This window comes from Vibrio sp. QJM3NY_26 (assembly GCF_057786005.1).
In genome coordinates, this window is record NZ_CM173515.1 from 541,350 (window position 1) to 566,974 (window position 25,625).

At 43.7% G+C, this 25,625-nt stretch carries 23 protein-coding genes; 18 read left to right on the forward strand and 5 right to left on the reverse strand.

Features of this window, described 5'->3' with window-relative positions; all coding sequences use genetic code 11:
* Window positions 1–38 precede the first annotated feature (38 nt).
* The gene (locus AC3CH4_RS02370) at window positions 39–767 is read right to left on the reverse strand and encodes a tRNA1(Val) (adenine(37)-N6)-methyltransferase (RefSeq protein WP_004735006.1); all 729 of its coding nucleotides are present in this window, start codon (window positions 765–767) and stop codon (window positions 39–41) included.
* A gap of 314 nt (window positions 768–1,081) precedes the next feature.
* Here AC3CH4_RS02370 and brnQ point away from each other — a divergent pair, with 314 nt between their 5' ends.
* Window positions 1,082–2,395, forward strand: coding sequence for a branched-chain amino acid transport system II carrier protein (gene brnQ, locus AC3CH4_RS02375; RefSeq protein ID WP_017077715.1), 1,314 nt, complete (start codon window positions 1,082–1,084; stop codon window positions 2,393–2,395).
* A 168-nt stretch (window positions 2,396–2,563) separates the two neighbouring features.
* Here the strand turns inward: brnQ and fldB are convergent, their stop codons facing one another.
* Complete coding sequence (gene fldB / locus AC3CH4_RS02380) at window positions 2,564–3,085, reverse strand: flavodoxin FldB (protein WP_004735008.1); 522 nt, start codon at window positions 3,083–3,085, stop codon at window positions 2,564–2,566.
* 150 nt (window positions 3,086–3,235) lie between these two features.
* Here fldB and xerD point away from each other — a divergent pair, with 150 nt between their 5' ends.
* The 8 genes from xerD to AC3CH4_RS02420 all read left to right on the forward strand — a co-directional run bounded on the left by xerD (window position 3,236) and on the right by AC3CH4_RS02420 (window position 12,753).
* On the forward strand, window positions 3,236–4,150 hold the full coding sequence (xerD, locus tag AC3CH4_RS02385; RefSeq protein ID WP_004735009.1) for a site-specific tyrosine recombinase XerD: 915 nt from the start codon (window positions 3,236–3,238) through the stop codon (window positions 4,148–4,150).
* 26 nt (window positions 4,151–4,176) lie between these two features.
* The gene (locus AC3CH4_RS02390) at window positions 4,177–4,956 is read left to right on the forward strand and encodes a thioredoxin fold domain-containing protein (protein ID WP_017077716.1); all 780 of its coding nucleotides are present in this window, start codon (window positions 4,177–4,179) and stop codon (window positions 4,954–4,956) included.
* Between the two features lie 79 nt (window positions 4,957–5,035).
* Window positions 5,036–6,772: a single-stranded-DNA-specific exonuclease RecJ gene (recJ, locus tag AC3CH4_RS02395; protein WP_488543245.1), complete on the forward strand. Its 1,737-nt coding sequence runs from the start codon at window positions 5,036–5,038 to the stop codon at window positions 6,770–6,772.
* A 251-nt stretch (window positions 6,773–7,023) separates the two neighbouring features.
* Window positions 7,024–8,122, forward strand: a protein-coding gene (gene prfB / locus AC3CH4_RS02400; RefSeq protein WP_099426155.1) for a peptide chain release factor 2 whose coding sequence is annotated in 2 segments (ribosomal slippage) — window positions 7,024–7,098 and window positions 7,100–8,122 — 1,098 coding nt in all. Because the reading frame shifts where the segments join, the coding sequence is not laid out codon by codon here.
* Window positions 8,123–8,220: 98 nt separating this feature from the next.
* The gene (gene lysS, locus AC3CH4_RS02405; protein WP_004735013.1) at window positions 8,221–9,753 is read left to right on the forward strand and encodes a lysine--tRNA ligase; all 1,533 of its coding nucleotides are present in this window, start codon (window positions 8,221–8,223) and stop codon (window positions 9,751–9,753) included.
* A 271-nt stretch (window positions 9,754–10,024) separates the two neighbouring features.
* Entirely contained in the window at window positions 10,025–11,359 is a 1,335-nt protein-coding gene (vpsR, locus tag AC3CH4_RS02410; protein WP_488543246.1) for a cyclic-di-GMP-binding transcriptional regulator VpsR, read from the forward strand.
* Window positions 11,360–11,975: 616 nt separating this feature from the next.
* Complete coding sequence (locus AC3CH4_RS02415) at window positions 11,976–12,227, forward strand: hypothetical protein (protein WP_004735015.1); 252 nt, start codon at window positions 11,976–11,978, stop codon at window positions 12,225–12,227.
* A gap of 214 nt (window positions 12,228–12,441) precedes the next feature.
* The gene (locus AC3CH4_RS02420; RefSeq protein ID WP_004735016.1) at window positions 12,442–12,753 is read left to right on the forward strand and encodes a DUF6482 family protein; all 312 of its coding nucleotides are present in this window, start codon (window positions 12,442–12,444) and stop codon (window positions 12,751–12,753) included.
* A gap of 86 nt (window positions 12,754–12,839) precedes the next feature.
* Here AC3CH4_RS02420 and mutH read toward each other — a convergent pair whose 3' ends face one another.
* Window positions 12,840–13,505: a DNA mismatch repair endonuclease MutH gene (mutH, locus tag AC3CH4_RS02425; protein WP_086027492.1), complete on the reverse strand. Its 666-nt coding sequence runs from the start codon at window positions 13,503–13,505 to the stop codon at window positions 12,840–12,842.
* Between the two features lie 616 nt (window positions 13,506–14,121).
* On the opposite strand from mutH, the gene rppH reads away from it, so the two are divergent.
* The 7 genes from rppH to AC3CH4_RS02460 all read left to right on the forward strand — a co-directional run bounded on the left by rppH (window position 14,122) and on the right by AC3CH4_RS02460 (window position 21,674).
* The gene (gene rppH / locus AC3CH4_RS02430; RefSeq protein ID WP_004735018.1) at window positions 14,122–14,640 is read left to right on the forward strand and encodes an RNA pyrophosphohydrolase; all 519 of its coding nucleotides are present in this window, start codon (window positions 14,122–14,124) and stop codon (window positions 14,638–14,640) included.
* 2 nt (window positions 14,641–14,642) lie between these two features.
* Window positions 14,643–16,892, forward strand: coding sequence for a phosphoenolpyruvate--protein phosphotransferase (gene ptsP, locus AC3CH4_RS02435; protein ID WP_004735019.1), 2,250 nt, complete (start codon window positions 14,643–14,645; stop codon window positions 16,890–16,892).
* Between the two features lie 8 nt (window positions 16,893–16,900).
* Window positions 16,901–17,692: a sulfite exporter TauE/SafE family protein gene (locus AC3CH4_RS02440; protein WP_054548383.1), complete on the forward strand. Its 792-nt coding sequence runs from the start codon at window positions 16,901–16,903 to the stop codon at window positions 17,690–17,692.
* A gap of 58 nt (window positions 17,693–17,750) precedes the next feature.
* A complete protein-coding gene (gene lgt, locus AC3CH4_RS02445) occupies window positions 17,751–18,572 on the forward strand; it encodes a prolipoprotein diacylglyceryl transferase (RefSeq protein WP_171314941.1) in 822 nt (273 codons plus the stop codon).
* A 9-nt stretch (window positions 18,573–18,581) separates the two neighbouring features.
* Complete coding sequence (locus AC3CH4_RS02450) at window positions 18,582–19,433, forward strand: thymidylate synthase (protein ID WP_171314943.1); 852 nt, start codon at window positions 18,582–18,584, stop codon at window positions 19,431–19,433.
* Window positions 19,434–19,585: 152 nt separating this feature from the next.
* Window positions 19,586–20,980, forward strand: a complete 1,395-nt coding sequence (locus AC3CH4_RS02455; RefSeq protein WP_171314944.1) for a winged helix-turn-helix domain-containing protein — start codon at window positions 19,586–19,588, stop codon at window positions 20,978–20,980.
* A 217-nt stretch (window positions 20,981–21,197) separates the two neighbouring features.
* Entirely contained in the window at window positions 21,198–21,674 is a 477-nt protein-coding gene (locus AC3CH4_RS02460) for a hypothetical protein (protein WP_171328927.1), read from the forward strand.
* A gap of 302 nt (window positions 21,675–21,976) precedes the next feature.
* On the opposite strand, the gene AC3CH4_RS02465 is transcribed toward AC3CH4_RS02460, so the two are convergent.
* Window positions 21,977–23,122, reverse strand: coding sequence for a Na/Pi symporter (locus AC3CH4_RS02465; RefSeq protein WP_004735026.1), 1,146 nt, complete (start codon window positions 23,120–23,122; stop codon window positions 21,977–21,979).
* Window positions 23,123–23,512: 390 nt separating this feature from the next.
* On the opposite strand from AC3CH4_RS02465, the gene nhaR reads away from it, so the two are divergent.
* Both nhaR and AC3CH4_RS02475 read left to right on the forward strand, forming a co-directional pair.
* Window positions 23,513–24,403, forward strand: coding sequence for a transcriptional activator NhaR (nhaR, locus tag AC3CH4_RS02470; protein ID WP_004735027.1), 891 nt, complete (start codon window positions 23,513–23,515; stop codon window positions 24,401–24,403).
* A 99-nt stretch (window positions 24,404–24,502) separates the two neighbouring features.
* Window positions 24,503–24,796, forward strand: a complete 294-nt coding sequence (locus tag AC3CH4_RS02475; protein ID WP_004735028.1) for an ArsR/SmtB family transcription factor — start codon at window positions 24,503–24,505, stop codon at window positions 24,794–24,796.
* Window positions 24,797–25,133: 337 nt separating this feature from the next.
* On the opposite strand, the gene rpsT is transcribed toward AC3CH4_RS02475, so the two are convergent.
* On the reverse strand, window positions 25,134–25,394 hold the full coding sequence (rpsT, locus tag AC3CH4_RS02480) for a 30S ribosomal protein S20 (protein WP_012603273.1): 261 nt from the start codon (window positions 25,392–25,394) through the stop codon (window positions 25,134–25,136).
* Window positions 25,395–25,625 lie beyond the last annotated feature (231 nt).

Sequence of the window (25,625 nt, forward strand, 5' to 3'; positions counted from 1 at the left end):
TTATAGAAGCATTAGTGATTAGGATCACATGGTATTTGCTACATCTTGAGATAAAAATCTTTAGTAAGGGCAATAAATGCCTCGCTATAACCGCCATCGTGATGGATCGTAAGCGATTCACGCTGCAAATCTTGCTCACAAACAGGATCTTTAGACAATTCAAACAGGACTCGAATTGCCGGTTTTCTGTCTGTTGTTTTTACATCAAGGCGCTTCGCTAGGTACCAACCACATTGTTGGGCAAGCTTGATGAAGCCTTCTCCCTCGGTCGTCGGCAGTATAAAACTGGCGGTGGCGGCATCGGTCGTTATCTCGAAACAACGCTGAGCAAGCTCAAGGTGATCCAAGCTGTTGGTGTGCCTCGCGGTGGCTCTTTGGCTTTGCTGTGCCTGCTCTCCAGAGTTGAAGTAGGGCGGATTACAAATTATTGCATCAAATCGTTGCGAGAAATCCGTGGTTAACACGCTGCCATGATGAAGGGAGATGCGATCTTGCCAAGGCGACTGCTCAATATTGACTGTTGCTGCATCAATAGCGTGCTGATCAATATCTATCGCAGAGATTGAAGCATCCTCAAAACGCTGCGCGGCCATCAAGGCCAACAGACCTGTTCCTGTTCCAATATCGAGTACACATGATCTTTGTGGCAGGCTTACCCAAGCGCCAAGTAACACGCCATCGGTACTGACGGGCATGCCACTTTGTCCTCCGTAAATAGAGAATTTTTTGAAATTGAAGCTTTTGGTTTCGGTTTTTTTGTCTTTCATGAATGTTCTGGATATCGATATATTTTAAGTGATTAGCTCTAATGTTAATTAATTGTATAGCTCAATGTTCTATTTGAGAATTCATTGTTGTTAATTATGGTTAGCTTATAATTATGGCAATATTTCCATATCTAGTGGAATCCACTGCTTTTGGTTCTCAAATGCAAATTTATATGGTGTTTTTTTGTGGTGACTTGCAGCTAGCCAAGTGTTTCGTCATTATGCGCGACTATTTTATAGATTGATTGGCAGCTTCTAGCTGTAACATTCACGTAAGCACAACATAAATTCATAAATATAATTAAGGATTATCTGTGAAACAGAGTCTAAAACTAACAGATATAATGGCATTGGGCTTTATGCTTTTTGCGTTTTTCTTAGGTGCGGGTAACATCATCTTCCCACCTCTTGCTGGCCAATTAGCTGGTGACCACTTTCTTCCAGCGATGTCTGGTTTCCTGCTGACCGCCGTTGGTCTGCCGTTAATCACTATCGTCGCAGTTGCAGTGGCTGGTGGTTCTTGGGGTCATCTAACCAAAGATCTTCCAAAGCGAGCTGCAACTATCATGGCAGTGCTGATCTTTATCATCATCGGTCCTGCATTTGCTGCGCCACGTACCGGCCTTGTTGCTTATGAGATGGCGGTGAAACCGTTCTTCATCGATGCCTCTCAAGCTCACCTCACTCTTTTTTCGATTGCATTCTTTGTGGTAGCGATGTTCTTCTCATGGTCGCAAGGTAAGCTTATCGACGTAATCGGCAAGGTACTGACACCTGCACTATTTGTTGGTTTGGTTGTACTGGCAGTTGCTGTGTTCGTTAACCCACAAGGCGACATTCTTGCGGCTCACGGTGAGTACATTACTCAGCCACTGACCAAAGGTTTCCTTGAAGGCTACAACACCATGGATACGTTTGCTTCGTTGATGTTTGGCATGCTGATTGTTGATGCGATTCGCAGCAAGGGCATTACTGATCGTGCAGCGACGACTAAGTACCTTATCAGCGCAGGTTGTATTGCCGCGGCTGGTCTAGCGTTTGTTTACATCTCTCTGTTCTTCTTGGGCGCAACAAGCGCAACAGTCGCAGCGGGTGCGGACAATGGCGGTGCTATCTTAAGCCTTTACGTTCAATCACTGTTTGGCCCATCAGGTCAGCTAGTGCTTTCAGTGATCGTATTGCTGGCGTGTCTAACAACGGCGATTGGCCTTGTTTCAGCATGTTCTGATTACTTCAGCTCGCTAACGCCTTTGTCTTACAAGACTTGGGTAATCATCAACGGTGTAGCTTGTGCAACCGTAGCGAACGTTGGCCTTTCTCAACTGATTTCTCTGTCTGTTCCAGTACTGTTTGCACTGTATCCAGTCGCTATCGCGTTGGTTGCTCTGACGTTCTTGCGTAGCCGTTTCCCTAATCCAAAAGCCGCTTACCGTGTGGTTGTATTAGTGTCTCTACTGTTTGCTCTTATTGATGGTGCTAAAGTAGCGGGTGTCGATGTGTCTGCACTTAAGATGCTGCCATTGTTCGAGATCGGTATGGGTTGGTTACTTCCAACTGCTGCAGCAATCATCTGCATGTTCTTTGTTGGTAAAGCAACAGAACAAGAGATGGCTGAAGAGACCGTTTAATCTTCCGTTGAGATTAGATTGTCCTTCGAGATGAAATAGAAAAGGCCTCATTACTTCGCAGTAATGAGGCCTTTTTGTATCTAATCGATGATGTTCTTTCTGCCTGAAGCTTTTAGTTCTTAGCCCTTAGCTCGTAGTGCTTAGTTCTGAACTCTAAGGAAGCAGAACTTATAGCTTTTCGCTGTACTCGACGAGGACTTGTTCAACCCAAGTTGCGATACGTTCGTCGCTGAGTTCGTACTGTGAATCTTCATCGAGAGCCAAACCAACAAACTGAGACTTGTCTTCTGTTAATGCTTTAGATGCTTCGAATTCGTAGCTGTCATCGTTTGGCCAGAAGCCGACAAACTCAGCGCCTGCGGTTTTCAGTTCATCATGCAATAGACCCATCGCATCTAGGAACCATTCACCGTAGCCCTCTTGATCACCTAGACCAAACAGAGCAACCACCTTACCTTTCATTGGCGTTGTTGCGATGTCTTCCCACAACTCATTCCAGTCTTCTTGAATTTCACCGAAATCCCACGTTGAGATACCAAGCAGTAGAAGGTCGTAGTCCGCCATAAAAGAAAGAGGGGTTTCTTTCACGTTATGGATATCAACTAAGTCTTCACCAATAATGCCGCGAATTTTCTCTGCTGCCATTTCGGTATAGCAGGTGGTTGAGCCGTAAAATAATCCAATTTTCATAGCAAACGTTCGATTTTAATTTCAGATGGCGAATTCTAACCATAAATCGACTTTGATTGCAGCGATTATCCGCTCAAGTCGTAATTTTTATGGCATTCATATTTGCTCTGACATACTCTCAAAACAGTTTCCAATATTGTGAGTAACACTATGCAGTCGCCTCAAGGGCAGAGCGCAGACCACGGTCTCGTTGAGCAGTTTTTAGATGCTATGTGGATGGAGAGGGGGTTATCGGAGAATACGCTTGTCTCATACCGTACCGACTTGTCCAAGCTTCTAACGTGGATGGAAAAGAACAATTACCGCCTCGACTTTATAAGCCTTTCAGGGTTACAGGATTATCAAGGTTGGTTAGCCGACGCCGATTTTAAGCAGACTTCCCGTGCTCGCATGTTGTCGGCGATTCGTCGCTTGTTCCAATACTTGCACCGCGAGAAAGTGAGAGGCGATGACCCGAGTGCATTGTTGATCAGCCCTAAGCTGCCACAGCGCTTGCCAAAAGATTTGAGTGAAGAGCAAGTTAATGCGCTGCTAGAGGCTCCTGATCCTAATGACCCTATTGAACTTCGCGATAAAGCGATGCTTGAGTTATTATATGCAACTGGTCTTCGTGTTACCGAGTTAGTCAGTTTGACGATGGAAAATATCAGCCTAAGACAAGGCGTGGTGCGTGTTATTGGTAAAGGCGGTAAAGAGCGCTTGGTGCCAATGGGCGAAAATGCCGTGGACTGGATTGAGACTTTTATTGAGCAAGGTCGGCCACAACTGCTCGGCGAAAACAGTTCTGATGTGGTTTTTCCGAGTAAACGCGCCAAGCAAATGACCCGTCAGACGTTCTGGTATCGTATTAAGCATTACTCGGTTGTTGCTGGTATAGATACAGAGCTATTGTCACCACACGTATTAAGACACGCTTTTGCGACTCATTTACTGAACTATGGCGCAGATCTCAGGGTCGTACAGATGTTGCTTGGGCATAGTGACTTATCGACAACCCAAATTTATACTCATGTGGCGACCGAAAGGCTGAAGCAAATTCACGCGCAGCATCACCCACGTGCTTAAATCCATTTATTTTTAAGGTGAACTTAATGAGCGTATTACGCCGTCTTCCTCTATTAGTGCTTCCTCTCATGATTACTGCATGTAATGCATCAGAAGCGAAAGTAGAACAAACATCAACAGCCGTAGAAGTTGCTCCAGCTCAAGCTATTGATACAGCAGCGTTAACTAAGCGTTTTGAAAAAATCGGTATCAAGGTAGAGAAGATCGTTCCTTCAGACATCGATGGCCTATTAGAAATTCAAACTAACAGTGGCATTATCTTTTCTTCTCCAGAGGGCGATCACTTTCTAGCCGGCACTCTTTACTCTCTTGATGATAACGGCAAATTCAGTGACGTTCTGGCTGAGCGTCAAGCTCCGCTGAATGCTGAAAAGGTCGCGGCGATGTCGGATACGGTTATCGAATATAAAGCCGATAACGAAAAATACGTTGTGACGGTATTTACTGACATTACCTGTGGCTACTGTGTTCGTCTGCACAGCCAAATGCAAGGCTATAACGATCTAGGTATTACCGTTCGTTACATGGCTTACCCACGCCAAGGTGCAACAGGACAAGTTGCCGATCAAATGGCAGCAATCTGGGCTTCAGATGATCCAAAAACAGCCATGCACGATGCTAAAGTAAACCGTCAAATGCCAGCGTCTGGTAAAGACCTAGCAGAGCAGAAGCAGATCATCGCTAAACAATACCAACTAGGTCGTGAGCTTGGCATCAATGGCACACCTGCTATCGTACTAGCAAGCGGTGAGTTGGTGAGTGGTTACTTACCGCCAGCACAACTTCTTCAACGTTTAGAGCAATAATATCGTTTCTGTATTGCCAAATTATCCCCCATGTTTTTGATTTAAGGAGTGGCCTGATTAATATCAGGCCCATTTTTATATGATAGAGATCCAACGCCGTCCTGAGGTCGACACTTCAGTCTTACCTGCTCACTTACCTGACTTGTTAAAGCGCATTTATGTGAGTCGTGGAATCGACAGTGCTGACCAACTAGAGACAGCAGCGAAAGGCTTGCACTCTTATCAAAAACTGGGTGGCATTGATGCTGCGGTTGAGCTGTTGTTCAAAGCGATTCAGCAGCAAAAACGCATTATCATTGTCGGTGATTTTGATGCCGATGGTGCAACCAGTTCGGCGTTGTCTGTGCTTGCTCTGCGTATGTTGGGCAGCTCTAACGTTGATTATCTGGTACCAAACCGTTTTGAAGATGGTTATGGCTTGAGCCCTGAGGTTGTCGAACAGGCGATCGAACTTGGCGCTGAAGTGATCATGACGGTCGACAATGGTGTCTCTTCGATTGACGGTGTCCGTTTCGCCAAAGAGCAAGGCCTTGATGTGCTGGTTACCGATCATCACTTACCGGGCAATGAACTGCCAATCGCCGATGCGATGGTCAATCCGAACCTAGAAAGCTGCGCATTTCCTTCAAAAGCGCTAGCGGGTGTTGGCGTCGCCTTTTATCTGATGATGGCGTTGTGTGTTCACATGCGTAAGTTGGGCTGGTTTGCTCAACACGGTATGACAGAACCTAAGTTGATGGAACTGATTGATCTAGTGGCACTGGGTACTGTTGCGGATGTGGTTCCACTTGATGAAAATAACCGAATCTTGGTGCACCAAGGGCTACAACGCATTCGTGCGGGTAAAGCTCGTCCGGGTATTCAAGCCTTGATTGAAATTGCTAAGCGAGATGCTAAGCGATTGGTTGCCTCCGATTTTGGTTTTGCGCTTGGTCCACGTATCAATGCGGCTGGCCGATTGGATGACATGTCTTTTGGTGTTGAGTTGTTGATGAGCAATAACATTCACGCCGCGCGTCGAATGGCCAGCGAGTTAGATGGCTTGAACCAAACACGTAAAGAGATCGAAGAGGGCATGAAACAAGAGGCGATGGCTTTTTGTGAGCGCCTTGAGTTCGGTAAAGACGATTTGCCTTCCGGCTTAGCCCTGTTCCAACGTGATTGGCACCAAGGTGTGATTGGTATTTTGGCTTCGCGTATCAAAGACAAATACCACCGCCCAGTAATCGCATTTGCTGATGGTGGTGAAGGCAGCATTAAGGGTTCATGTCGTTCGATTCCAGGTTTGCACATGCGCGATGCGCTAGACAGAATCGATACTCAAAACCCTGGCCTGATCTTGAAGTTTGGTGGTCACGCAATGGCTGCTGGCTTAACCATTATGGAAAAAGACTTCGAGCGATTCAGCAAGATGTTTGATGACGTTGTGCGTAAAGAACTCGGTGAGACGGCACTGAAGGGTATTATCTTGTCTGATGGTGAGCTGTTACCTGAAGAGTTCTCAATGCATACCGCTGAGACGTTGCGTTCAGGTGGTCCGTGGGGCCAAGCTTTTCCAGAACCCATCTTTGATGGTGAGTTTAAAGTGCTGCATCAAAAACTGGTAGGTGAAAAGCACCTTAAATTGATGCTAGAACCTCTATACAAAGGCCACCCAACCAATGTGATGATTGATGGTATTGCTTTCAATGTTGATTTACGTCGCTGGCCTGATGCGTCCGTGAAAACGGTTCATCTTGCATTTAAGCTGGATATCAACGAGTTTCGTGGCAACCAATCGTTGCAGTTGATGGTTGACTATATTGAAGCCAAATAGTTGAAGCTAAATAGCGTTATCGTTCACTGAATGATGTTCATCATTTAGCCCCAAATTCAACAAGCTCTGTTCAAAAACAGAGCTTGTTTTCTTTCTTTCCCTTACAAATTTCACGTGTTTTTTCTGTCTGTCAATTTTATATTCCATTAAGTTGTTGAATCTTGGCTTTCCGCTCTAAAAAATTCTGTATCTCCGTCACACTTTTGAGTACAATTCTTCGGTTAAATTCTACTCATAAATGATGAGCTAAAATGTTTGAAATCAATCCTATTAAAAACCGTCTGCAGGATGTGTCTGAACGCACAAATATCCTGAGGGGGTATCTTTGACTATGACGCTAGAAAAGAGCGTCTAGAAGAAGTAAACGCAGAATTAGAACAACCGGATGTATGGAACGAACCTGAGCGTGCTCAAGCGCTAGGTAAAGAACGTTCTGCATTGGAAGCAGTAGTAGAAACGATCGACCAACTTGACCAAGGTGTTGAGGATGTTGAGGGTCTATTAGAGCTTGCGGTTGAAGAAGAAGACCAAGAAACGTTTGACGAAATCGAACCAGAACTGGCAGAGCTAGAAGCTAAGCTAGAAAAACTGGAATTCCGTCGTATGTTTGCTGGCGATCACGACGCATCAGATTGCTACATCGATTTACAGTCAGGCTCGGGCGGTACAGAAGCTCAAGACTGGACTTCAATGATGTTGCGTATGTACTTACGTTGGGCAGATTCGAAAGGCTTCAAGACTGAAGTGATCGAAGTGTCTGATGGTGATGTTGCTGGCCTTAAAGGCGCAACGGTACGTATTTCTGGTGAATACGCTTATGGTTGGTTACGTACAGAGACAGGTGTTCACCGTCTAGTTCGTAAGTCACCATTTGATTCAAGTGGCCGTCGTCATACTTCATTTGCATCTGCGTTTATCTACCCAGAGATTGATGACAACATTACGATCGATATTAATCCTTCTGACTTACGTATTGACGTATACCGTGCCTCTGGTGCTGGTGGTCAACACGTAAACACCACGGAATCGGCGGTACGTATTACTCACGTTCCAACCAACACCGTGGTTCAATGTCAGAATGACCGTTCGCAGCATAAGAACAAAGACCAAGCGATGAAGCAGCTACGTGCTAAGCTTTTTGAACTTGAGATTCAAAAACAAAATGCTGAAAAACAAGCGAGCGAAGAAACGAAATCAGACATTGGTTGGGGCAGTCAAATCCGCTCTTACGTACTGGATGATTCTCGTATCAAAGATTTGCGCACCGGCATCGAAAACCGTAATACTCAAGCGGTTCTTGACGGTGACTTAGACAAGTTTATTGAAGCTAGCCTGAAATCAGGTCTGTAAGCTTTACCAACTATTAAGCTTTACCAATAATATTGGTAAAAATGCCTATATTTTCAAAAATATAGCTGTCCAAATTATAAAAGCAAGGTACATCTCTAATGACTGATGCTGTTCAAAACGAAAACGCACAAGAAGCTTCTTCACCTGAAGAGAACAAACTAATCGCTGAGCGCCGTAGCAAGCTGGATCACATCCGCTTAAACTGCAAAGCGAACGGTCACCCAAATGATTTCCGTCGTGAGCACCTAGCTGGCGATCTTCAAGCGGAATTCGGTGAGAAGACTAAGGAAGAGCTAGAAGAGCTTAACCATATCGTTGCGATCGCTGGTCGTGTTATGGCGAAGCGTGGTCCATTCCTTGCGATTCAAGAAACTTCTGGTCGTATCCAAGCATACGCAGCGAAAGACGTACAAAAAGTACTGAAAGAGAAGTACCAAGGCCTAGATATCGGTGACATCATCGGTGTTAAAGGTGCGCTTCACAAATCTGGTAAAGGTGACCTTTACGTGAACATGGAAGAGTTTGAACTGCTAACTAAAGCACTTCGTCCTCTACCAGAGAAGTTCCACGGTCTAACTGACCAAGAGATGCGTTACCGTCAGCGTTACGTTGATCTAATCGTGAACGAAGACTCTCGTAACACATTCATCGTGCGTTCTAAGCTTGTGTCTTCAATCCGTAACTTCATGAGCTCAAAAGGCTACCTAGAAGTTGAAACGCCAATGATGCACGTGATCCCGGGCGGTGCTACAGCACGTCCATTCATCACTCATCACAACGCATTAGACATCGACATGTACCTACGTGTTGCACCTGAGCTTTACCTTAAGCGTCTAGTGGTTGGTGGTTTTGACCGTGTATTCGAGATCAACCGTAACTTCCGTAACGAAGGTCTCTCTCCACGTCACAACCCAGAATTCACAATGATGGAATTCTACCAAGCGTACTCTGACTACAAAGATCTAATGGATCTAACTGAAGAGATGCTAAGCACAGCAGCGATGGATGTTCTTGGTTCTACTTCTATGCCTTACGGTGACGAAACGGTTGAGTTCGGTGGCACTTACGCTCGCATGAGCATGTTCGATGCAATCAAACACTACACGCCTGAAAATGCAAACATTCAAGCTCTGACTGAAGATGATCTTCAGAACAGAGAATTGATGGTTAAAATTGCAGAAGAAGTGGGTCTGTACGTTGAGAAATTCTGGACATGTGGTCAGCTTCTTGAAGAGATCTTTGGTGAAACGGCTGAGCCTCAGCTCATTCAACCAACGTTCATCACGGGTTACCCAGCGGATATTTCTCCATTGGCTCGTCGTAGCGACAGCAACCCATTCTTCACAGACCGCTTTGAGTTCTTCATCGGTGGCCGTGAAGTAGCGAATGGTTTCTCTGAGCTTAACGATGCACAAGACCAAGATGAGCGTTTTAAAGCGCAAGTTAACGCAAAAGACGCGGGTGATGACGAAGCGATGTACTACGATGCAGACTACATTACTGCACTAGAGCACGGCTTACCGCCAACAGCGGGTCAAGGTATTGGTATTGATCGTCTAGCGATGCTATTTACAAATACGCACACAATCCGTGACGTGATCTTGTTCCCGGCAATGCGTCCACAAGCGTAATACTCGCTTATGGGATGTAACAGCCCATCTAATTAAAAAAGCCACCTTCGGGTGGCTTTTTCTGTTTTTAGGCTGCAAAACCTAGCCTGTACCGCACTCTTGATTCGAAAAACCATTATTTCTGACATAGTCTTACTATTGAGACATGAAATCTAAGATAGTCTCACTACTATACGTCCTGCGCTGAATACGATCTCGTGGCATTTTGTCGAACGATGAAGCAGTGACTCGTATTAGCTTGATTTAAATAAAAATAGAATAAGGAAGAAGGATGGGAACTCAATTTAAGATGGATTCCTTACCAGGTTCTCTTATCGTCGTTGGTGGTGCGTACGAACCCTGGTTATCAGTGTTAGAGCAAGTGGGTTGGCAATGTACCCAGTGTGCAGATTTACGAAAAGCCGATGCCTTGATTGCTGACATTGGCCCATGCATTGGCATTGTGGATCTTAGTCATGATGAGTTTAGCCTTAACGGTATCGCTAATCTCGTGAGTAACAACAAGCAAGTAAGATGGCTCGCCTTTATTCGTGAATCGCAATTGAGCTCTGATACCATTTGCCAATTTATCGTGAACTTCTGTATCGACTTTTTCACGGCGCCAATCCCAGATGCCCAGTTATTGAGTACCATTGGTCACCAACTGGGTATGCTCAAGCTTGAGCAGAAAGTATGGCCAAACTACGGCATCAACAACAATATGGGTTTGCTTGGCGACTCTGTGGCTGTGAAGCGTTTGAGAGACCAAGTAAAGCGCATTGGGCCGACAGATGTCAGTATCCTGATTTACGGAGAGAGTGGAGCAGGAAAAGAGACGGTTGCACGCTCAATTCATCAAAACTCTTCGCGAGCGCAAAAGCCATTTTTAACGGTCAATTGTCGTGCCTTATCTGAAATGAGAATAGAGGCCGAGGTATTTGGTATCTCAGCACAGCCCGCTTCAGCACCTTGTCTGTTGGAAGAAGCCGACGGCGGAACCATCTTACTCAATGATGTATTGGCGATGCCACGTAATCAGCAGTTGAACCTGCTGCGTTTCTTACAAGAAGGTAAAATTGAAACTGCGGATGGTCCTAAACCTGTCGATGTGCGTATTCTGGCCGCGAACTCTTCTGATATCGAAAAGGCATTGATCGAGGGTGATTTCAATGAAGAGCTTTATCATTACATCAATGTTCTGCGTATTCACGTTCCGAGCTTGAAAGAGCGAGTGAGTGATATTTCAGTACTGGCTAATCATTTTTTACGTGAGTATTCAAAAGAGTTTAATGCTCAAGCCAAGAGCTTTTCAGACGATGCTATCCGCTCGATGAATCGTTATCACTGGCCGGGCAATGTGCGTGAGCTGATGAATCAAATTAAGCGTGTCGTGCTGATGTCGGATGCGGTGATCATTGACGATCAACAACTTGATTTACCAAAACAGAATGATGAGCGCCGCAGTCTCAAAAGTATCCGTGAGCGTTCAGAGCGAGATGCGTTGCTGATTGTTCTGGAATCTTATGGTGGTCAAGTATCGTTGGCCGCTAAGGAGCTTGGAGTTTCGCGTGCAACCATGTACAGATTGCTGAATAAGCATGGCCTGATTTCTGAAGGTGTTGTTTAGAGCTCTCTATTCATTGATTCTATCCAGTTAATGTAAATATAAGAGCCACGCATGATGCGTGGTTTTTTTATATCTATTGCTACAACTTCTCGTTGATCGTTGATCGTTGATCGTTGACTGCTGACAGATTGAGCTATTAGAGGCTCGGTCTTTAAGAGAGATGTTCTGTGATTTTATATAATCATAGTGAATATGTTATATATAAAGTGATATGCAACTGATATTTTGGGTGAATAATTTGTTTTGAAATTGTTAATCAATTATCGGTTGAATAATATACTCACTTGGTTAGACTTTAACCGTGAAAGCAATAGCTTAACAAAGACTTATTTGCTTTTATTATCTCATTTCTTTTTGGATTTTTTAGTTAGTTTGGAGGCGCAAATGAAACATTTCGATTTTATACAGCATATTTGCGCGTCGTTTGATCCGTGTACTGACATGGTGACTGTTATGTCACAAGCATCAGCCATGGCCGATCGAAACACCCAAGATAAACCTAACTAATAGATCCGTATCCTTATTTGGCTGCGGAAAAATAGCAGCTAAGTGAGAAGCCCTCATACTATCTAACACGCTATTTTTCCTCAGTTTATTTTACAACTGGAGAGTTATTATGCGTCACTCAGTATACTTAAAACTAGCAACAGTCCTTATCCGTGCAGACCTTCGTCGTGAAGAGCGTGAATGGCAACGAAAAGTTCGTCGTAGTTCATACGATCTACCATGGAACAATACTCATTTATTGAGAGATATTGGCCTTGAAGCCGATGGTCGACCAATTGGTTTTTCTGAACCTGAAGTCGTTACGATTGAACGTCGAGTTCGTCATCTTCGTCGAGTCTTAAGCGCGCGAATACCGACGTAATCTTGTGGGGTGATAGCGCCTTTCACCCCTTAAGATAAATATCAGTGATAGTTGCGGCGTCGAAAGTGCAAGCTTTTGAACTAAAACAGGCCAAAAAAGAGAAGCACTTGCTTCTCTTTTTTGCTTTTTTAAGCAGTTATGTGTGCTTTTTTAAGTCGTTATCTAGTAAAGAAAAAGAGTTCTACTACGCTTTATAGAGCAAGGGAGGCTGGCTATGCAAAAGCATCAATTAGACATGTGGTTACATGGAGAGCACAAAGACTCTTATCAAACACCGAAGGTATACGTTATTGGCTGTTCCGATATCTCGGAATATCTATTAGCAGTGGAATATAAACACAAGCTAGAACCGGTAAAGCAAGACGGTGAGCCGCTTCACTTTGGATCCTTGGATCAAGTGAAAGAAGAGTTGCTCCGGCTCGGTTTTGAAAAGGCGTATCTTCGCTTACACAACGCCTATGATGAGTTTGGTAATGAGCCGAGCCAAAGCTACTGTGATATTGAACTGGCGCTTAAACCTCATTAGAGAGCATTTATAGCTAGAGATTGATTCTAGTTACTGGCGGTTTGTAACATACTGATAGTTTGGTCCATCTATGCTAGATAAAAGCTCTATGCGTAATGAGTTGTCAGTAATTTATGGGTGAATTGAGTCCGTAGATAGAAACCACGTGGCTTAGTCTTGATAGGTTTTCCACTTGCACCGTAAGCTTCTGTTAACACGCGACTGTTGGCCGCTTTTGGTCTTAAATGCAGTGCTTCACCGTGTCTTGCTGTTATCTGCTCAACGTTACCCAACACGATCAACTCCATCAGCTCTTCCCAATCTCTTTTCAGGAGTTCGTTTTCAGCTAGGCTTGGTGTCCAGAGTAATGGGGAGCCAACATGCCTTTCTGCCAGCGGAATCTCTCTTTCTCCCTCAACTGGGATCCACAACACTTTAGACAGCTTGTTTCGAACGTGACTGGTTTCCCAAGTTATGCCTTGCACGCCCATCAATGGAGCGACACAAACAAAGGTGGTTTCGAGTGGCTTTCCAGAGTAGCCAATCGGGATGCTTTTAAGCTCGATACCGAGTTTGGCAAAATCTTGTTCTGGTTTACTGCCAGCGGGCGCACCCAAGTGCCATTCCAATAGTTGTCCAACCCAGCCTTTATCACGCTTGAGGTCGTTTGGCATCACCATCTCAGCTTCATCGGCGAGCTCTTTAAAGGTCATTCCGGCGATAGCATACGCTCTGTCTAGCAGCTCTTGTTGTGTTTGTGGTTCTGGTTTCATAATAAAAGACATGATCAAAAAAATGATTTTACCAGAAGTTATCACCATATGACGACTGGTTAAGAAATGATCTCCTTGTTAGGAAAGGGATCAAACTCATGGTTATCCACAGGACATAAAGGTAATTAATTGAAATATTAATTTAGTGGATAAATAAACAGGGGTTTATGGTGGATTAAATGCTTGCCAAATGGGGCTCAAAATGAATCTTTCGCTTACTAGTGTGGATAAACATCGGAGTGGTTGATCTTTAACCATGTTCTGTTTTTGAAAGATCTTTTACTTTTTTAATGTTTTTAAAAATGAAATTCTAATTCTAATTAATTGATTTTTAATTAAATAAATTATATTTACTCGACTTGGTGTTTTTGATGTTGATGAATCTATGGATTAAAAAAAACGATTGCGGGTAATTCTTCACATAGTTATTCACAGAAAAGGTGAATAAATGTGGTCTATGTCTCACTCTTGTGTGGGTAACTAGAATTTGAGCAAAACTTATCCATATTCTTAGTTAATATTCATAAATATAGCGCTTGTCACGTCACTAAGTTTGCTCCGATTGGGGATATGTGGAAAAATCAGAGTAATTAAAAATTTAGATAGAGGTTGGCCAGTGATAGATGGCGATGGTTACCGATTAAATGTTGGTATTGTAATCTGTAACAACCATGGTCAGGTCTTCTGGGCTAAACGATACGGGCAACATTCATGGCAATTCCCTCAAGGGGGAATAGATGAAGGTGAAACTCCGGAACAGGCAATGTACCGCGAGTTGTATGAAGAGGTTGGCCTTACTAAAAAGGATGTAAAGATCGTCGCGACAAGTCGTCATTGGTTACGCTATAAGCTGCCCAAACGACTGGTTCGGTGGGATTCTAAACCTGTCTGTATTGGACAAAAACAGAAGTGGTTCCTTTTACGCTTAGATTGCGATGAATCGCAGATCAATATGCAGCGTGGAAGTACACCTGAGTTTGATGGTTGGCGTTGGGTGAGTTACTGGTACCCAGTTCGACAAGTTGTTTCTTTCAAGCGAGATGTTTACCGTCGAGCGATGAAAGAATTCGCATCTTTAGCAATGCCGTTTAAAGAGCGAAAAACAAAAGGAAAACGCAAATTGCGTAGAGGTTAAGCATGCTCAGTCAACTAAGGGAAATAGTTGAACACGTATCAAGAGTTGAAGATGTGTCGACGGCTCTTGATATTTTGGTTAAAGAGACATGCAGTGCGATGCAGACGGAATGTTGCACCGTGTATTTGGCAAATAATGATATGCAGCGTCTTGAGTTGATGGCAACTCAAGGCCTGATCTTCAAAGGCAATAGCATTCACATTGGTTTTGACGAAGGTCTGGTTGGCCTTGTCAAAAGAAGTGCTGAACCTATCAACCTTGCACAAGCGTCTGCTCACCCTGCTTATAAGTTTTTTCCAGAGCTTGGAGAAAAGGTTTATCACTCTTTTCTCGGCACTCCGATTATCCATCGTAAGCAAGTGCTTGGCGTATTGGTCATTCAACAGAAGTCTCCTCGTTTATTCAGTGAGATGGAAGAATCCTTCCTTGTCACACTCTCAGCACAACTTGCGGTCATTGTGGCGCACGCTCAAACTCAAGGCCATTGGCTTTTAGAGCAACAGAAGCTACCTAAGATTAAAGGTATTGCAGCTTCATCGGGCGTTGCGATTGGTGATTTATGGTGGGATAACACTCAGCCTGAACTCACCGATGTTTATCCAGCATCGACGCTTAATGTTGAAAGAGAGCATGAAATGCTGGCAGTCGCCGTCGAAAATGCTCTCAATGACTTTAAGCGAATGCGAAAGCGCCTAGATAGTGAAATCAATAAAGACGCGTTGGCGATCTTTGACCTGTTTACTCACTTACTCAACGATCCAATGTTGCGTAAGGATCTTAAGAGCCAAATCCAGAAAGGCGATAAGGCCGATTGGGCATTAAGGCAGGTTGTTGAGAGCTACTCGAATCGCTTTGCTCGTATGTCAGACGTGTACCTTCGTGAGAGGGCACAAGATATCCGAGAGCTTGGTCAAAGATTGCTCTATTTCCTTCACAATTCTGAACATGAACTTCGCACGCTAGATAAGCCAATTATTTTGGTGGTTCGAGAGTTAACGGCTTCGGTATTGGCCTCTATTCCCAAAGAAAAACTTTTAGCTGTTATTTCTTTGGAAGGGGCGGCGAACTCACATGCCGCGATTTTATCTCGAGCTTTGGGTATTCCTTCTGTTATGGGGGTTAACCTAAATCTTGCTCAAGCTAATGGTAAGCAAGCGATTGTTGACGGGTATAGTGGCGAGATCTTTATTGAGCCGACTCAAAACCTGCTCAAAGAATATCAAGGGCTGATTTTAGAAGAGAGTGAGCTCTCTTCTATGGTCAATCGAGAACTATACTTACCGGCAAAAACGCAAGACAACCAGCAAGTCGAGATCTTGCTTAATGCGGGCTTGAGTGCCGACACCAATATCGCTATCAACCAAGGCGTTGATGGGGTGGGGCTGTATCGAACCGAAATTTCTTTCTTGTTGCAGCAGAGGTTTCCGTCAGAGGACGAACAGTTCAAGCAATACCGTTCTGTACTCGCGAGCTACCCTGAGAAGCAAGTGGTGATGCGTACACTCGATATCGGTGGCGATAAGGCCTTACCTTATTTTCCAATCGAAGAGGACAACCCATTTCTTGGCTGGCGTGGTATTCGTTTTACGCTCGATCATCCTGACATCTTTATTATTCAGTTACGTGCCATGCTACGTGCGAGCTGTGAAAGCCATAACTTGAGTATTTTGCTGCCGATGATCTCTGGTGCTCAGGAACTGGATGACGCGCTACAACTTATTGAACAAGCGTATGACGAAGTGCATGAGCTTGATAACCGAGTGCGTATGCCTCGCGTTGGTATCATGATTGAAGTGCCATCAATGCTTTACATACTGCCGCTGATTGCTGATAAGGTCGACTTTGTTTCAGTCGGTACCAACGACTTAACTCAATATTTATTAGCGGTTGATCGGAACAATTCACGAGTATCTGATGTCTATGAATCAATGCACCCAGCGGTGATCATGGCATTAAAACAAATTCATGATACTTGTAAGCAACATCAATTACCTGTGTGTATTTGTGGCGAGCTAGCCGGTGATCCTATGGGCGCGTTGTTACTGATTGGGTTGGGGTATGAGACGTTAAGTATGAATACCTCAAATGTCGCGAGGACTAAATATTTGATTCGCCAATCTAACTTGAGTGAATTACAGGATTTGGCAAATAGAGCGCTTTCAAAACCATATGGTAGTGACATATATAGTATGATGCTGAACTATTTCGAAGAGCGTGAATTTACAGGCTTCATTCGAGCAGGTAAAAAATAGGATTTAACGTGTCATATGAACTGATAGGCTTGTTAGCAGGCCTTGGTGCTATTGTTGGTGTTTTAGCTGGCTTGCTAGGCATTGGCGGTGGTTTGCTGGTAGTTCCTGCCTTGCTGTTTTTGCTTCCTAAAGCGGGTATTCCTCAAGAGTTTGCGATGCAAATGGCATTGGCAACCTCGTTATCAACCATTATTGTTACCTCAGGGTCGTCTGCTATTAACCATTTAAAATTGGGTAATGTGGAGCTTTTTGTCGTTAAGTGGTTGATGCCTGGCGTGGTGATTGGTGGTTTCCTAGGTTCTTTTGTCGCCGACGTTATTCCTGCTCAATATCTGCCAAAAGTCTTTGGTGTGATTGTCTTGGTATTGGCGTTGCAGATGTTGTTGTCGATCCGCTCTAAGAGTCAAAAGTTGATGCCGGGTTCAGCTAAGACCATGTTATGTGGTGGCGGTATTGGTTTGGTTTCAAGCTTGGCTGGTATTGGTGGTGGTTCTTTATCGGTACCCTTCCTTAATCATCACGGTGTGGAAATGCGCAAAGCGGTTGGCTCATCCTCTGTATGTGGTTGTGTTATCGCGATTTCGGGAATGTTAGGCTTTATTTGGCATGGCTCTTCTGTCGATGATCTTCCGGCGTATAGCTTAGGTTATGTTTATCTACCGGCTTTGATCGCGATATCTTGTACCTCAGTTCTGACCACACGAGTTGGCGCTAAACTGGCCACTCAATTGCCAACCCCCGTGCTGAAGAAATTCTTTGCGGTATTTTTAATGTTTATAGCAGCCACTATGCTGCTGTAGTGTCTTTTCTGTTAGCTGTTGAGTTAACCGTTATTCAATTTTAGATAGAGAGCCAAGTATGTCTCAGGGTTTTATCGAATTCCCAAATATCGATCCTGTTCTTATTGAACTAGGACCAATCTCAGTTCGTTGGTACGGCCTAATGTACCTTGTCGGTTTTATGTTTGCTCTTTGGTTAGCAAATCGCCGAGCTGATCAACCCGGTAGTGGTTGGACTCGAGAGCAAGTATCAGACTTACTGTTTGCCGGCTTTCTAGGTGTGGTATTGGGTGGTCGTATTGGCTACGTACTTTTCTACAATTTTGGCCTTTTCATTGAAGATCCACTCTACCTATTTAAGGTATGGACTGGCGGTATGTCTTTCCACGGTGGTTTGATTGGTGTGATCACCGCGATGTTTTGGTATGCCAAAAAGAACGGTCGAACCTTCTTTGGTGTCGCTGACATGATTGCACCATTAGTGCCATTTGGTTTAGGTATGGGGCGTATGGGCAACTTCATGAACAGTGAGCTATGGGGTCGTGTGACTGATGTGCCATGGGCGATTGTATTCCCTAACGGTGGTCCACTACCTCGTCACCCATCTCAGCTTTATGAAATGGCGCTTGAAGGTATTGTACTGTTCTTCATCTTGAACTGGTTCATTAAAAAGCCGCGTCCTCTTGGTTCTGTATCAGGGTTATTCCTAGCAGGATATGGTACATTCCGCTTCCTAGTTGAATACGTACGTGAACCTGATGCTCAGCTAGGTTTGTTCGGTGGATTTATCTCTATGGGACAAATTTTGTCACTGCCAATGGTTATCATCGGTGGGCTGATGATGGTTTGGGCATACAAGCGTGGTCACTACAAAGATGAATTACCACAACAAACGAAGTAAGGAATTGGTGTGAAACAGTATTTAGATCTCTGTCAGCGTATCGTTAATGACGGTACTTGGATTGAAAATGAACGCACAGGCAAGCGCTGCCTAACCGTAATCAATGCTGACCTTGAATATGATGTTGGTAATAACCAATTCCCACTGGTAACAACACGTAAAAGTTTTTGGAAAGCCGCAGTTGCTGAGCTGCTTGGCTATATCCGCGGTTACGACAATGCTGAAGATTTTCGTAAGCTAGGGACTAAAACTTGGGATGCGAATTCTAACCTGAATGAAGCATGGCTGAATAACCCTTACCGCAAGGGTGAAGACGACATGGGCCGTGTTTATGGCGTTCAAGGACGTGCATGGGCAAAACCTGACGGCGGTCATATCGACCAACTGAAGAAGATTGTTGATGATCTAACAAACGGCATTGATGACCGCGGCGAGATCTTAAACTTCTATAACCCAGGTGAGTTCCACATGGGTTGTTTGCGTCCGTGTATGTATAGCCACCACTTCTCTCTGCTTGGTGACACTCTGTACCTAAACAGTACTCAGCGCTCTTGTGACGTACCTTTAGGTTTGAATTTCAATATGGTTCAAGTGTATGTGTTCCTCGCTATCATGGCGCAGATCACCGGCAAGAAAGCGGGTGTGGCTTATCACAAGCTTGTTAACGCTCATATCTATGAAGATCAACTTGCACCAATGCGCGATGTTCAGTTGAAGCGTGAGCCTCTAGCTGGCCCTACATTCCATATCAATCCTGAAATTAAGTCTCTAGAAGATTTAGAAACGTGGGTAACGATGGATGACTTCTGGGTTGAAGGTTACGAATGCCACGAAGCGATTAAGTACCCATTCTCGGTTTAATCTAATCTGCTTTGACTGACTGACTGACTGACTGATTGACTGAATGACTGAAAGGTTGCCTCTGCGCAGCCTTTTTTATTTCTGATGCTTGGCTTGCTTACCATTCGTAAAACCAATAATCTTGAGTGGTCTTTTCTAACCACAGAACTACTATGACTCGCTCGCATTGCTTTGTATTGCAACACGACTTTCCTATTTCTTTCTACCCTGATAAAAACCAGTTGGTGATTGATAGTGAAGAGATTCATTTAGAGCCACTACAAGCAAGGTTGCTCAGCTATTTCATCGAGAAGCGCGGGCAAGTGGTTAGTACGCAGCAGATAGCTGATGATGTGTGGCAAAGAACTCAAGTGTCTGACAACTTGGTCAGACAGGTCATCAGTTTATTGCGTAGTCAGCTTCTGGATAAAGCACGTCCGTATCGCATCATTCAAACCATTCCTAAGCGAGGTTATCTGTTTGATATTGAGATAATTCAGCCTAGCGTTGAGACTACTCCTGTAGAAGATATACTCCCACCTGAAACCAAAGTTGTTGTTTCTAAGCCCAAAAATAGAACTATCGCCTTTATTACAACCGCTGTATTAGCGTTCGGTTTGATCGCAATTTTGGCATGGAAAAGCGATGTCCCAACCAATGACACTGTGGGTATTGCCGCTAATCAAAGTAATGTGATTCCCGTTTATATCCATGATATTACGCTCGATTCTGCGGACGATTATGAGATGTCGGAAAGTGTATACAACTATCTTTTCTATGGATTGAATTCGGCTAAAAACTTATCAGGTTACCACTTCTCTCAGCTATCGAAACAGGGCAAGCAGTCACTTGCCAATAATGGTGTCGAACTTAAAGGTTGGCTCAAGAAAAAGGGCGGTGACTATGTACTGAGCGTGCTGATACAAAACAACCGCCAGCCCAATCAAAGCCAGAAAGTGGAAAAGAGCTTTAGCCAAGACAACTTCTTTGATGCTATTGGGGATGTGATTCTTGAGATTAAAGCCATTATTGCCCCAATGAGTTCAGAATACGGCGTAGTCAGTCATCGAGTGACCGCTATTGATAACTACGATGATTGGAAGGTTATTTCAGAGGGGATATCGCTTTTCTACCAAGGCAAAGGTGGACAGCCATTTGCAGAGATCGCACTTCAGTTGGATACGATTCAACAGCAAGGAAGAGACAATTATCTGGTCAATGCCTTATTGTCGTATTCGGAATCTTTGGCTTATTTGCAAAGTCATGAGCAAGAAGATCGCGAACATGCACTGCAACTGGCAAAGCAAGCCTTTGAGATGAATCCGCGTTGTGATATTGCCAACCTTACCTTGGGTCTTGCACTGTTAATCAACCAACATGCTAATCAAGCTTTCCCTTACCTTTTTTATGCTGCCGAAAGTACACCGAGTCCAATCAGTTTTTATCTACTTAGTGTGGCTGACAAGCTGTCGGATAACCCTGAAGGTTCGCAATACAACTATCAGCGCTATACCGAAGTGAAAAAAGAGTATAATGGCCAACTGTTTGATCTTATTGAATCTTTATAAAAAACAAACCTTTCCTAAACCACATAATTCTCTTTGAAGTGAAGACGTTGAGTTACCGCTAATAGTAACGGCTCTTCCGCAAGGTTTTCTTGTGCCGACAGGCTTCTCAACATGTTTGATTATTGTTTGGATTCAGGCTCGATTGCCTTGCATCAAGCGTAAAAATATCGACTTCCACATACTGGTAACCAAATCATTAATTATTTGGGGTACACACATGTTGAAGAAGTTTGCTTTTCAGATCATTCCAATTCAGATCTTCTTATTCGTCTTTTGGTTCAAAAATGGCTTTATCGATAAAGTGATGGGCGTTGTGCTTGGCTTTATTACGCCCGATACCGCTTATTCAGGTGACACTTGGGCTGGCTGGAAAGGCTATATTGTAGGAACTTGGGATAAGAGCCAAATCGGTCATGCTCTACTGAGTCCAACATTCGATTTTATGTTCCCGATTCTGATTGCTTTGCAATGTGTGCCGTTTTTACTGGTTATCCGTTCGGTATTTGCAGGTGAGTTCATGGTGGGTAAAGAGCGTCCGTGGTTGCTCTATGCTGCTTTCGCTTCTTTGTTTGTCACTGCTTGTATGGCTTTCACTCAAACCATCACTGGCGCAAGCGACGGACAGTATTTATGGCAATTTATCGGCTTTGGCATGGTTGCCATTATGTATCTGCGTAATGAGCAAGGTAAGTAAGCGTTTTTTTAGATATGAATAAACGGGATGTGAGATACGAAGGGTAGCTAGATACGAGTAAACGAGATGCGGGATACGAAGAGCTAGAACGGACACCTCTGGTGAGTAATATTTTCTCTGCCGATTTTCTCATATTTCGAATTTGCTTTTAGCTCTTCGTTACTCGTTCACTCGCATCCCGTATCTACTTTTTTCTTCCCTCATCTGCTCTTAAAAAGAAAAAGCCCGCAACCTAGGAGGTTGCGGGCTTTGTTATAAGCGATGTGTCTTGTTAGCGGTTAAGCTATCTAATTATTTAGCGATTAAGCCGTCAGTGCTAACACGGTACCAGGCAGTACAAGGAATACCGCAATAAGGTAACCAGCCACTACAGATTTATTCTTCACAGCCATGTCAGAAATAATATCAGCGGCTTTTACTGGTAGTTCACGTAGGAACGGAATACCAAAGATGAATACCGTTGCCATGATGTTGAACACCAAGTGTACTAGAGCAATCTGTAGTGCGAATACTGCGAACTCACCAGATACTGCTGTCGCTGCTAATAGCGCGGTAATACACGTACCGATGTTTGCACCCAGAGTGAATGGGTAAACGTCACGTACTTTAAGAACACCTGAACCTACTAGTGGAACCATCAAGCTTGTTGTCGTAGAAGAAGACTGAACAAGGATAGTAACGATAGAGCCAGAAGCGATACCGTGGATAGGACCACGACCGATTGCGTTCTTTAGAATCTCACGAGCACGACCCACCATCAGGCTCTTCATTAGCTTACCCATCACCGTGATAGCTACGAAGATAGTCGCGATACCTAGAACGATAAGCATGATACCGCCAACAGTGTCGCCAAATGTCGATAGTGGCTCTTTAATCGCACTGACTACTGGTTTAGTGATTGGCTTGATGAAGTTAAGACCCCCCATGCTCATATCACCTGTTGCTAGCATCGGTGATACTAACCAGTGAGAAATCTTCTCTAGAATACCAAACGCCATCTCTAGTGGTAGGAAGATAGCAACAGCTAATAGGTTAAAGAAGTCGTGAATCGTCGCACTTGCGAATGCACGTTTGAACTCATCTTTACAACGAACATGGCCAAGGCTAACTAGCGTATTGGTTACTGTAGTACCAATGTTCGCACCCATGATCATAGGGATTGCTAGCTCAACAGGTAAACCACCTGCCACAAGGCCAACGATAATTGAAGTAACTGTACTTGATGATTGAATAAGTGCTGTTGCCACTAAACCAATCATTAAGCCTGCAACTGGGTGTGAAGCAAATTCGAAAAGAACCTTTGCTTGCTCGCCTGTTGCCCATTTGAAGCCTGTACCAACCATTGAAACTGAAAGTAATAGTAGGTAAAGCATGAATGCCAAGTTAGCCCAGCGTAGCCAACGAGTTGTGCTCGAGATAGGCGCTGCTGCAGTAGTAGCTTGGTTCATAATGTTTTCTCCATTGGACCGTTTAAGTCTGTGTTTGGTCTGTTTGTTTAATCTGAGCGTGATGTTAGAGAACAAATATTTCAGTAATATTACATTTTGGTTTAGGTGAGACTTTTTTGTGATGATTTGCCCTTTAAATATTTGGTCTTGAAATGGTCTTATCTTAAATTGTTGTTTTTATTGGGTTTTGTTTGTATTTTTGATAGGTGATATAGATCTTAAAAGTTAGAGAAAAATTAAAAATAATTGCTGAAATATTACATTATGAAATCAGACACTTCGAAAAAATAAGTGGTAATAACTAGTTTGGTTAGGTTTTTCCGAGTTTGTTGAGCGAAGGTGTCATATTTGATATAACAAGGGTATCTACTCTTTTATTACGGCACATCTATGTCGCACCTCAACTATAACCACCTTTATTACTTCTGGATGGTTTGCAAGCAAGGCTCTGTTACTAAAGCAGCAGAAGCTCTATTCCTAACACCACAAACGGTAACAGGTCAGATAAAAGCGTTAGAAGAGCGTATGGATGGCAAGTTGACCAAGCGCAATGGTCGCAGTGTTGAGCCTACAGAGCTTGGACAGCTAGTCTTTAAATATTCCGATCGTATGTTTGGCCTGAGCTACGAGATGTTGGATATCGTGAATTACAGCCAGCACTCCAATATTCTGTTTGATGTTGGTGTTGCAGATGCGCTGTCTAAAAGGCTTGTCAGCAAGATTCTGATGTCGACTATTCCCCCAGATAACAGTATTCATTTACGCTGCTTTGAATCGACCCATGAAATGCTACTTGAGCAACTGTCTCAACATAAGCTCGATATGATCTTGTCTGACTGTCCGGTGGACTCTAGTCAAAGTCCTGGCCTGTTTAGTAAGAAGTTAGGTGAGAGTGGAATGAGTTTTTTCAGTTCGGGTAAGGTTGAAGGTGTTAGCTTCCCGGCTGTATTAGAGCAAAGAAAGCTTTTGATCCCAGGAAGTCGAACCTCGATGGGGCGTAAAGTGCTGCAATGGTTTGATAGACAAGGACTTAAACCTGATATTTTGGGTGAGTTTGATGACGCGGCATTGATGAAGGCTTTTGCTCGTTATCACGATGACGCTATCTTCTTAGCGCCTACGCTTTATATGTCTGAAGTTGAAGAGGATTCATCACTGCAATTATTGGTTGGTATTGAAGAGTTAAAAGAGGAGTACTACGTCATATTTGCTGAGAGGATGATCCAACATCCAGCAGTAAAAAATGTATGTGACGCAGATTTTAGCAAATTGTTCGAGTGAGGCGGTTTGTTAATGAATTGATATCGATTATCATAACGCCACCATATGCCGGAAATACTAATAGCCGTAGTTGGTGTAAAGGTTGTAGGGAGCCAAACTATGAACTTAAAAGAGATGGAGAAGAACTCAGCGCAAGCTGTGATTCTACTCAAAGCCATGGCCAACGAGCGTCGCTTACAGATTTTGTGCCTATTACATGGTACTGAGCTGTCAGTTGGGGAGTTGTGTGGCAAGTTGGAACTGAGTCAGTCTGCTTTATCTCAACATCTTGCTTGGTTGAGAAGAGATGGTTTGGTCGAAACTCGCAAAGAAGCTCAAACTGTGTATTACACATTGAGCAGTGAAGAAGTAAAAGCGATGATTAACCTACTGCATGGTATTTACTGCAAGTAGCTTATTGCTGGTGGGAGGGGGATTTCTTATCAGTGATAGAATGACACAAGGAAGTGTCAGTATTTCATGTCGAATGTTAGTGCCTATCTATTTACCAACCTATCTATTTATCTATTTTCTTGTCTGTTTATTTTCTAGTTGTCTGTTTTTTATATGCTTAGTTTTCTATCGGTAAGCGATATGCCTTTTAGTAAGCTGGTATCTGCCGGCAAACCACGTGCTTTTAAGTAAGCTAAGTAATGTTCAGCAAGAAAAATCGCTGTGTTACTCAAAATTTAGATATAAAAAAACCGGCCGAGGCCGGTTTTTTTCGTTTTGCGTTGTAATCAAATTTCTATTAAAGAGCTTTGATTGCAGCAGCGAAACGAGACTTATGACGTGCAGCTTTATTCTTATGAATAAGGCCTTTAGTCGCCATGCGGTCTAGAAGAGGTGTAACTTCTACAAGAGCAGCAGTTGCAGCTTCTTTATTGCCAGCTTCAATAGCTGCAATAGTTTTTTTCATGTAAGTGCGCATCATAGAACGACGGCTAGCATTGTGCTGGCGACGTTTCTCAGCTTGGATAGCGCGCTTCTTAGCAGATTTACTGTTTGCCAAGGTCTAACTCCCAAAAACTTAGTTCGGTGACAATTTAAGGGCGAGGACTATCCCTCATAGGCGCTTAATTGTCAAATGATTTGTGCAAAAACCAATCTCAGCCAAAACAAATTTTGGTATGGAAAGGTCATCGCGGTTAAGATGGCGGGGATTCTAACAGCATTTTTAGACCAATGCTAATAATTATGCTTCTAAGGACAGGATAGTATTTATCCTTGCTTGAAAGTAATC

Excerpts from the sequence above, each read along its gene's own strand:
- AC3CH4_RS02370 (WP_004735006.1), bottom strand. The coding sequence starts at position 767 with ATGAAAGACAAAAAAACCGAAACCAAAAGCTTCAATTTCAAAAAATTC.
- fldB (WP_004735008.1), bottom strand. The coding sequence starts at position 3,085 with ATGAAAATTGGATTATTTTACGGCTCAACCACCTGCTATACCGAAATG.
- xerD (WP_004735009.1), top strand. The coding sequence starts at position 3,236 with ATGCAGTCGCCTCAAGGGCAGAGCGCAGACCACGGTCTCGTTGAGCAG.
- AC3CH4_RS02390 (WP_017077716.1), top strand. The coding sequence starts at position 4,177 with ATGAGCGTATTACGCCGTCTTCCTCTATTAGTGCTTCCTCTCATGATT.
- recJ (WP_488543245.1), top strand. The coding sequence starts at position 5,036 with ATGATAGAGATCCAACGCCGTCCTGAGGTCGACACTTCAGTCTTACCT.
- lysS (WP_004735013.1), top strand. The coding sequence starts at position 8,221 with ATGACTGATGCTGTTCAAAACGAAAACGCACAAGAAGCTTCTTCACCT.
- vpsR (WP_488543246.1), top strand. The coding sequence starts at position 10,025 with ATGGGAACTCAATTTAAGATGGATTCCTTACCAGGTTCTCTTATCGTC.
- AC3CH4_RS02415 (WP_004735015.1), top strand. The coding sequence starts at position 11,976 with ATGCGTCACTCAGTATACTTAAAACTAGCAACAGTCCTTATCCGTGCA.
- AC3CH4_RS02420 (WP_004735016.1), top strand. The coding sequence starts at position 12,442 with ATGCAAAAGCATCAATTAGACATGTGGTTACATGGAGAGCACAAAGAC.
- mutH (WP_086027492.1), bottom strand. The coding sequence starts at position 13,505 with ATGAAACCAGAACCACAAACACAACAAGAGCTGCTAGACAGAGCGTAT.
- ptsP (WP_004735019.1), top strand. The coding sequence starts at position 14,643 with ATGCTCAGTCAACTAAGGGAAATAGTTGAACACGTATCAAGAGTTGAA.
- lgt (WP_171314941.1), top strand. The coding sequence starts at position 17,751 with ATGTCTCAGGGTTTTATCGAATTCCCAAATATCGATCCTGTTCTTATT.
- AC3CH4_RS02455 (WP_171314944.1), top strand. The coding sequence starts at position 19,586 with ATGACTCGCTCGCATTGCTTTGTATTGCAACACGACTTTCCTATTTCT.
- AC3CH4_RS02460 (WP_171328927.1), top strand. The coding sequence starts at position 21,198 with ATGTTGAAGAAGTTTGCTTTTCAGATCATTCCAATTCAGATCTTCTTA.
- AC3CH4_RS02465 (WP_004735026.1), bottom strand. The coding sequence starts at position 23,122 with ATGAACCAAGCTACTACTGCAGCAGCGCCTATCTCGAGCACAACTCGT.
- nhaR (WP_004735027.1), top strand. The coding sequence starts at position 23,513 with ATGTCGCACCTCAACTATAACCACCTTTATTACTTCTGGATGGTTTGC.
- AC3CH4_RS02475 (WP_004735028.1), top strand. The coding sequence starts at position 24,503 with ATGAACTTAAAAGAGATGGAGAAGAACTCAGCGCAAGCTGTGATTCTA.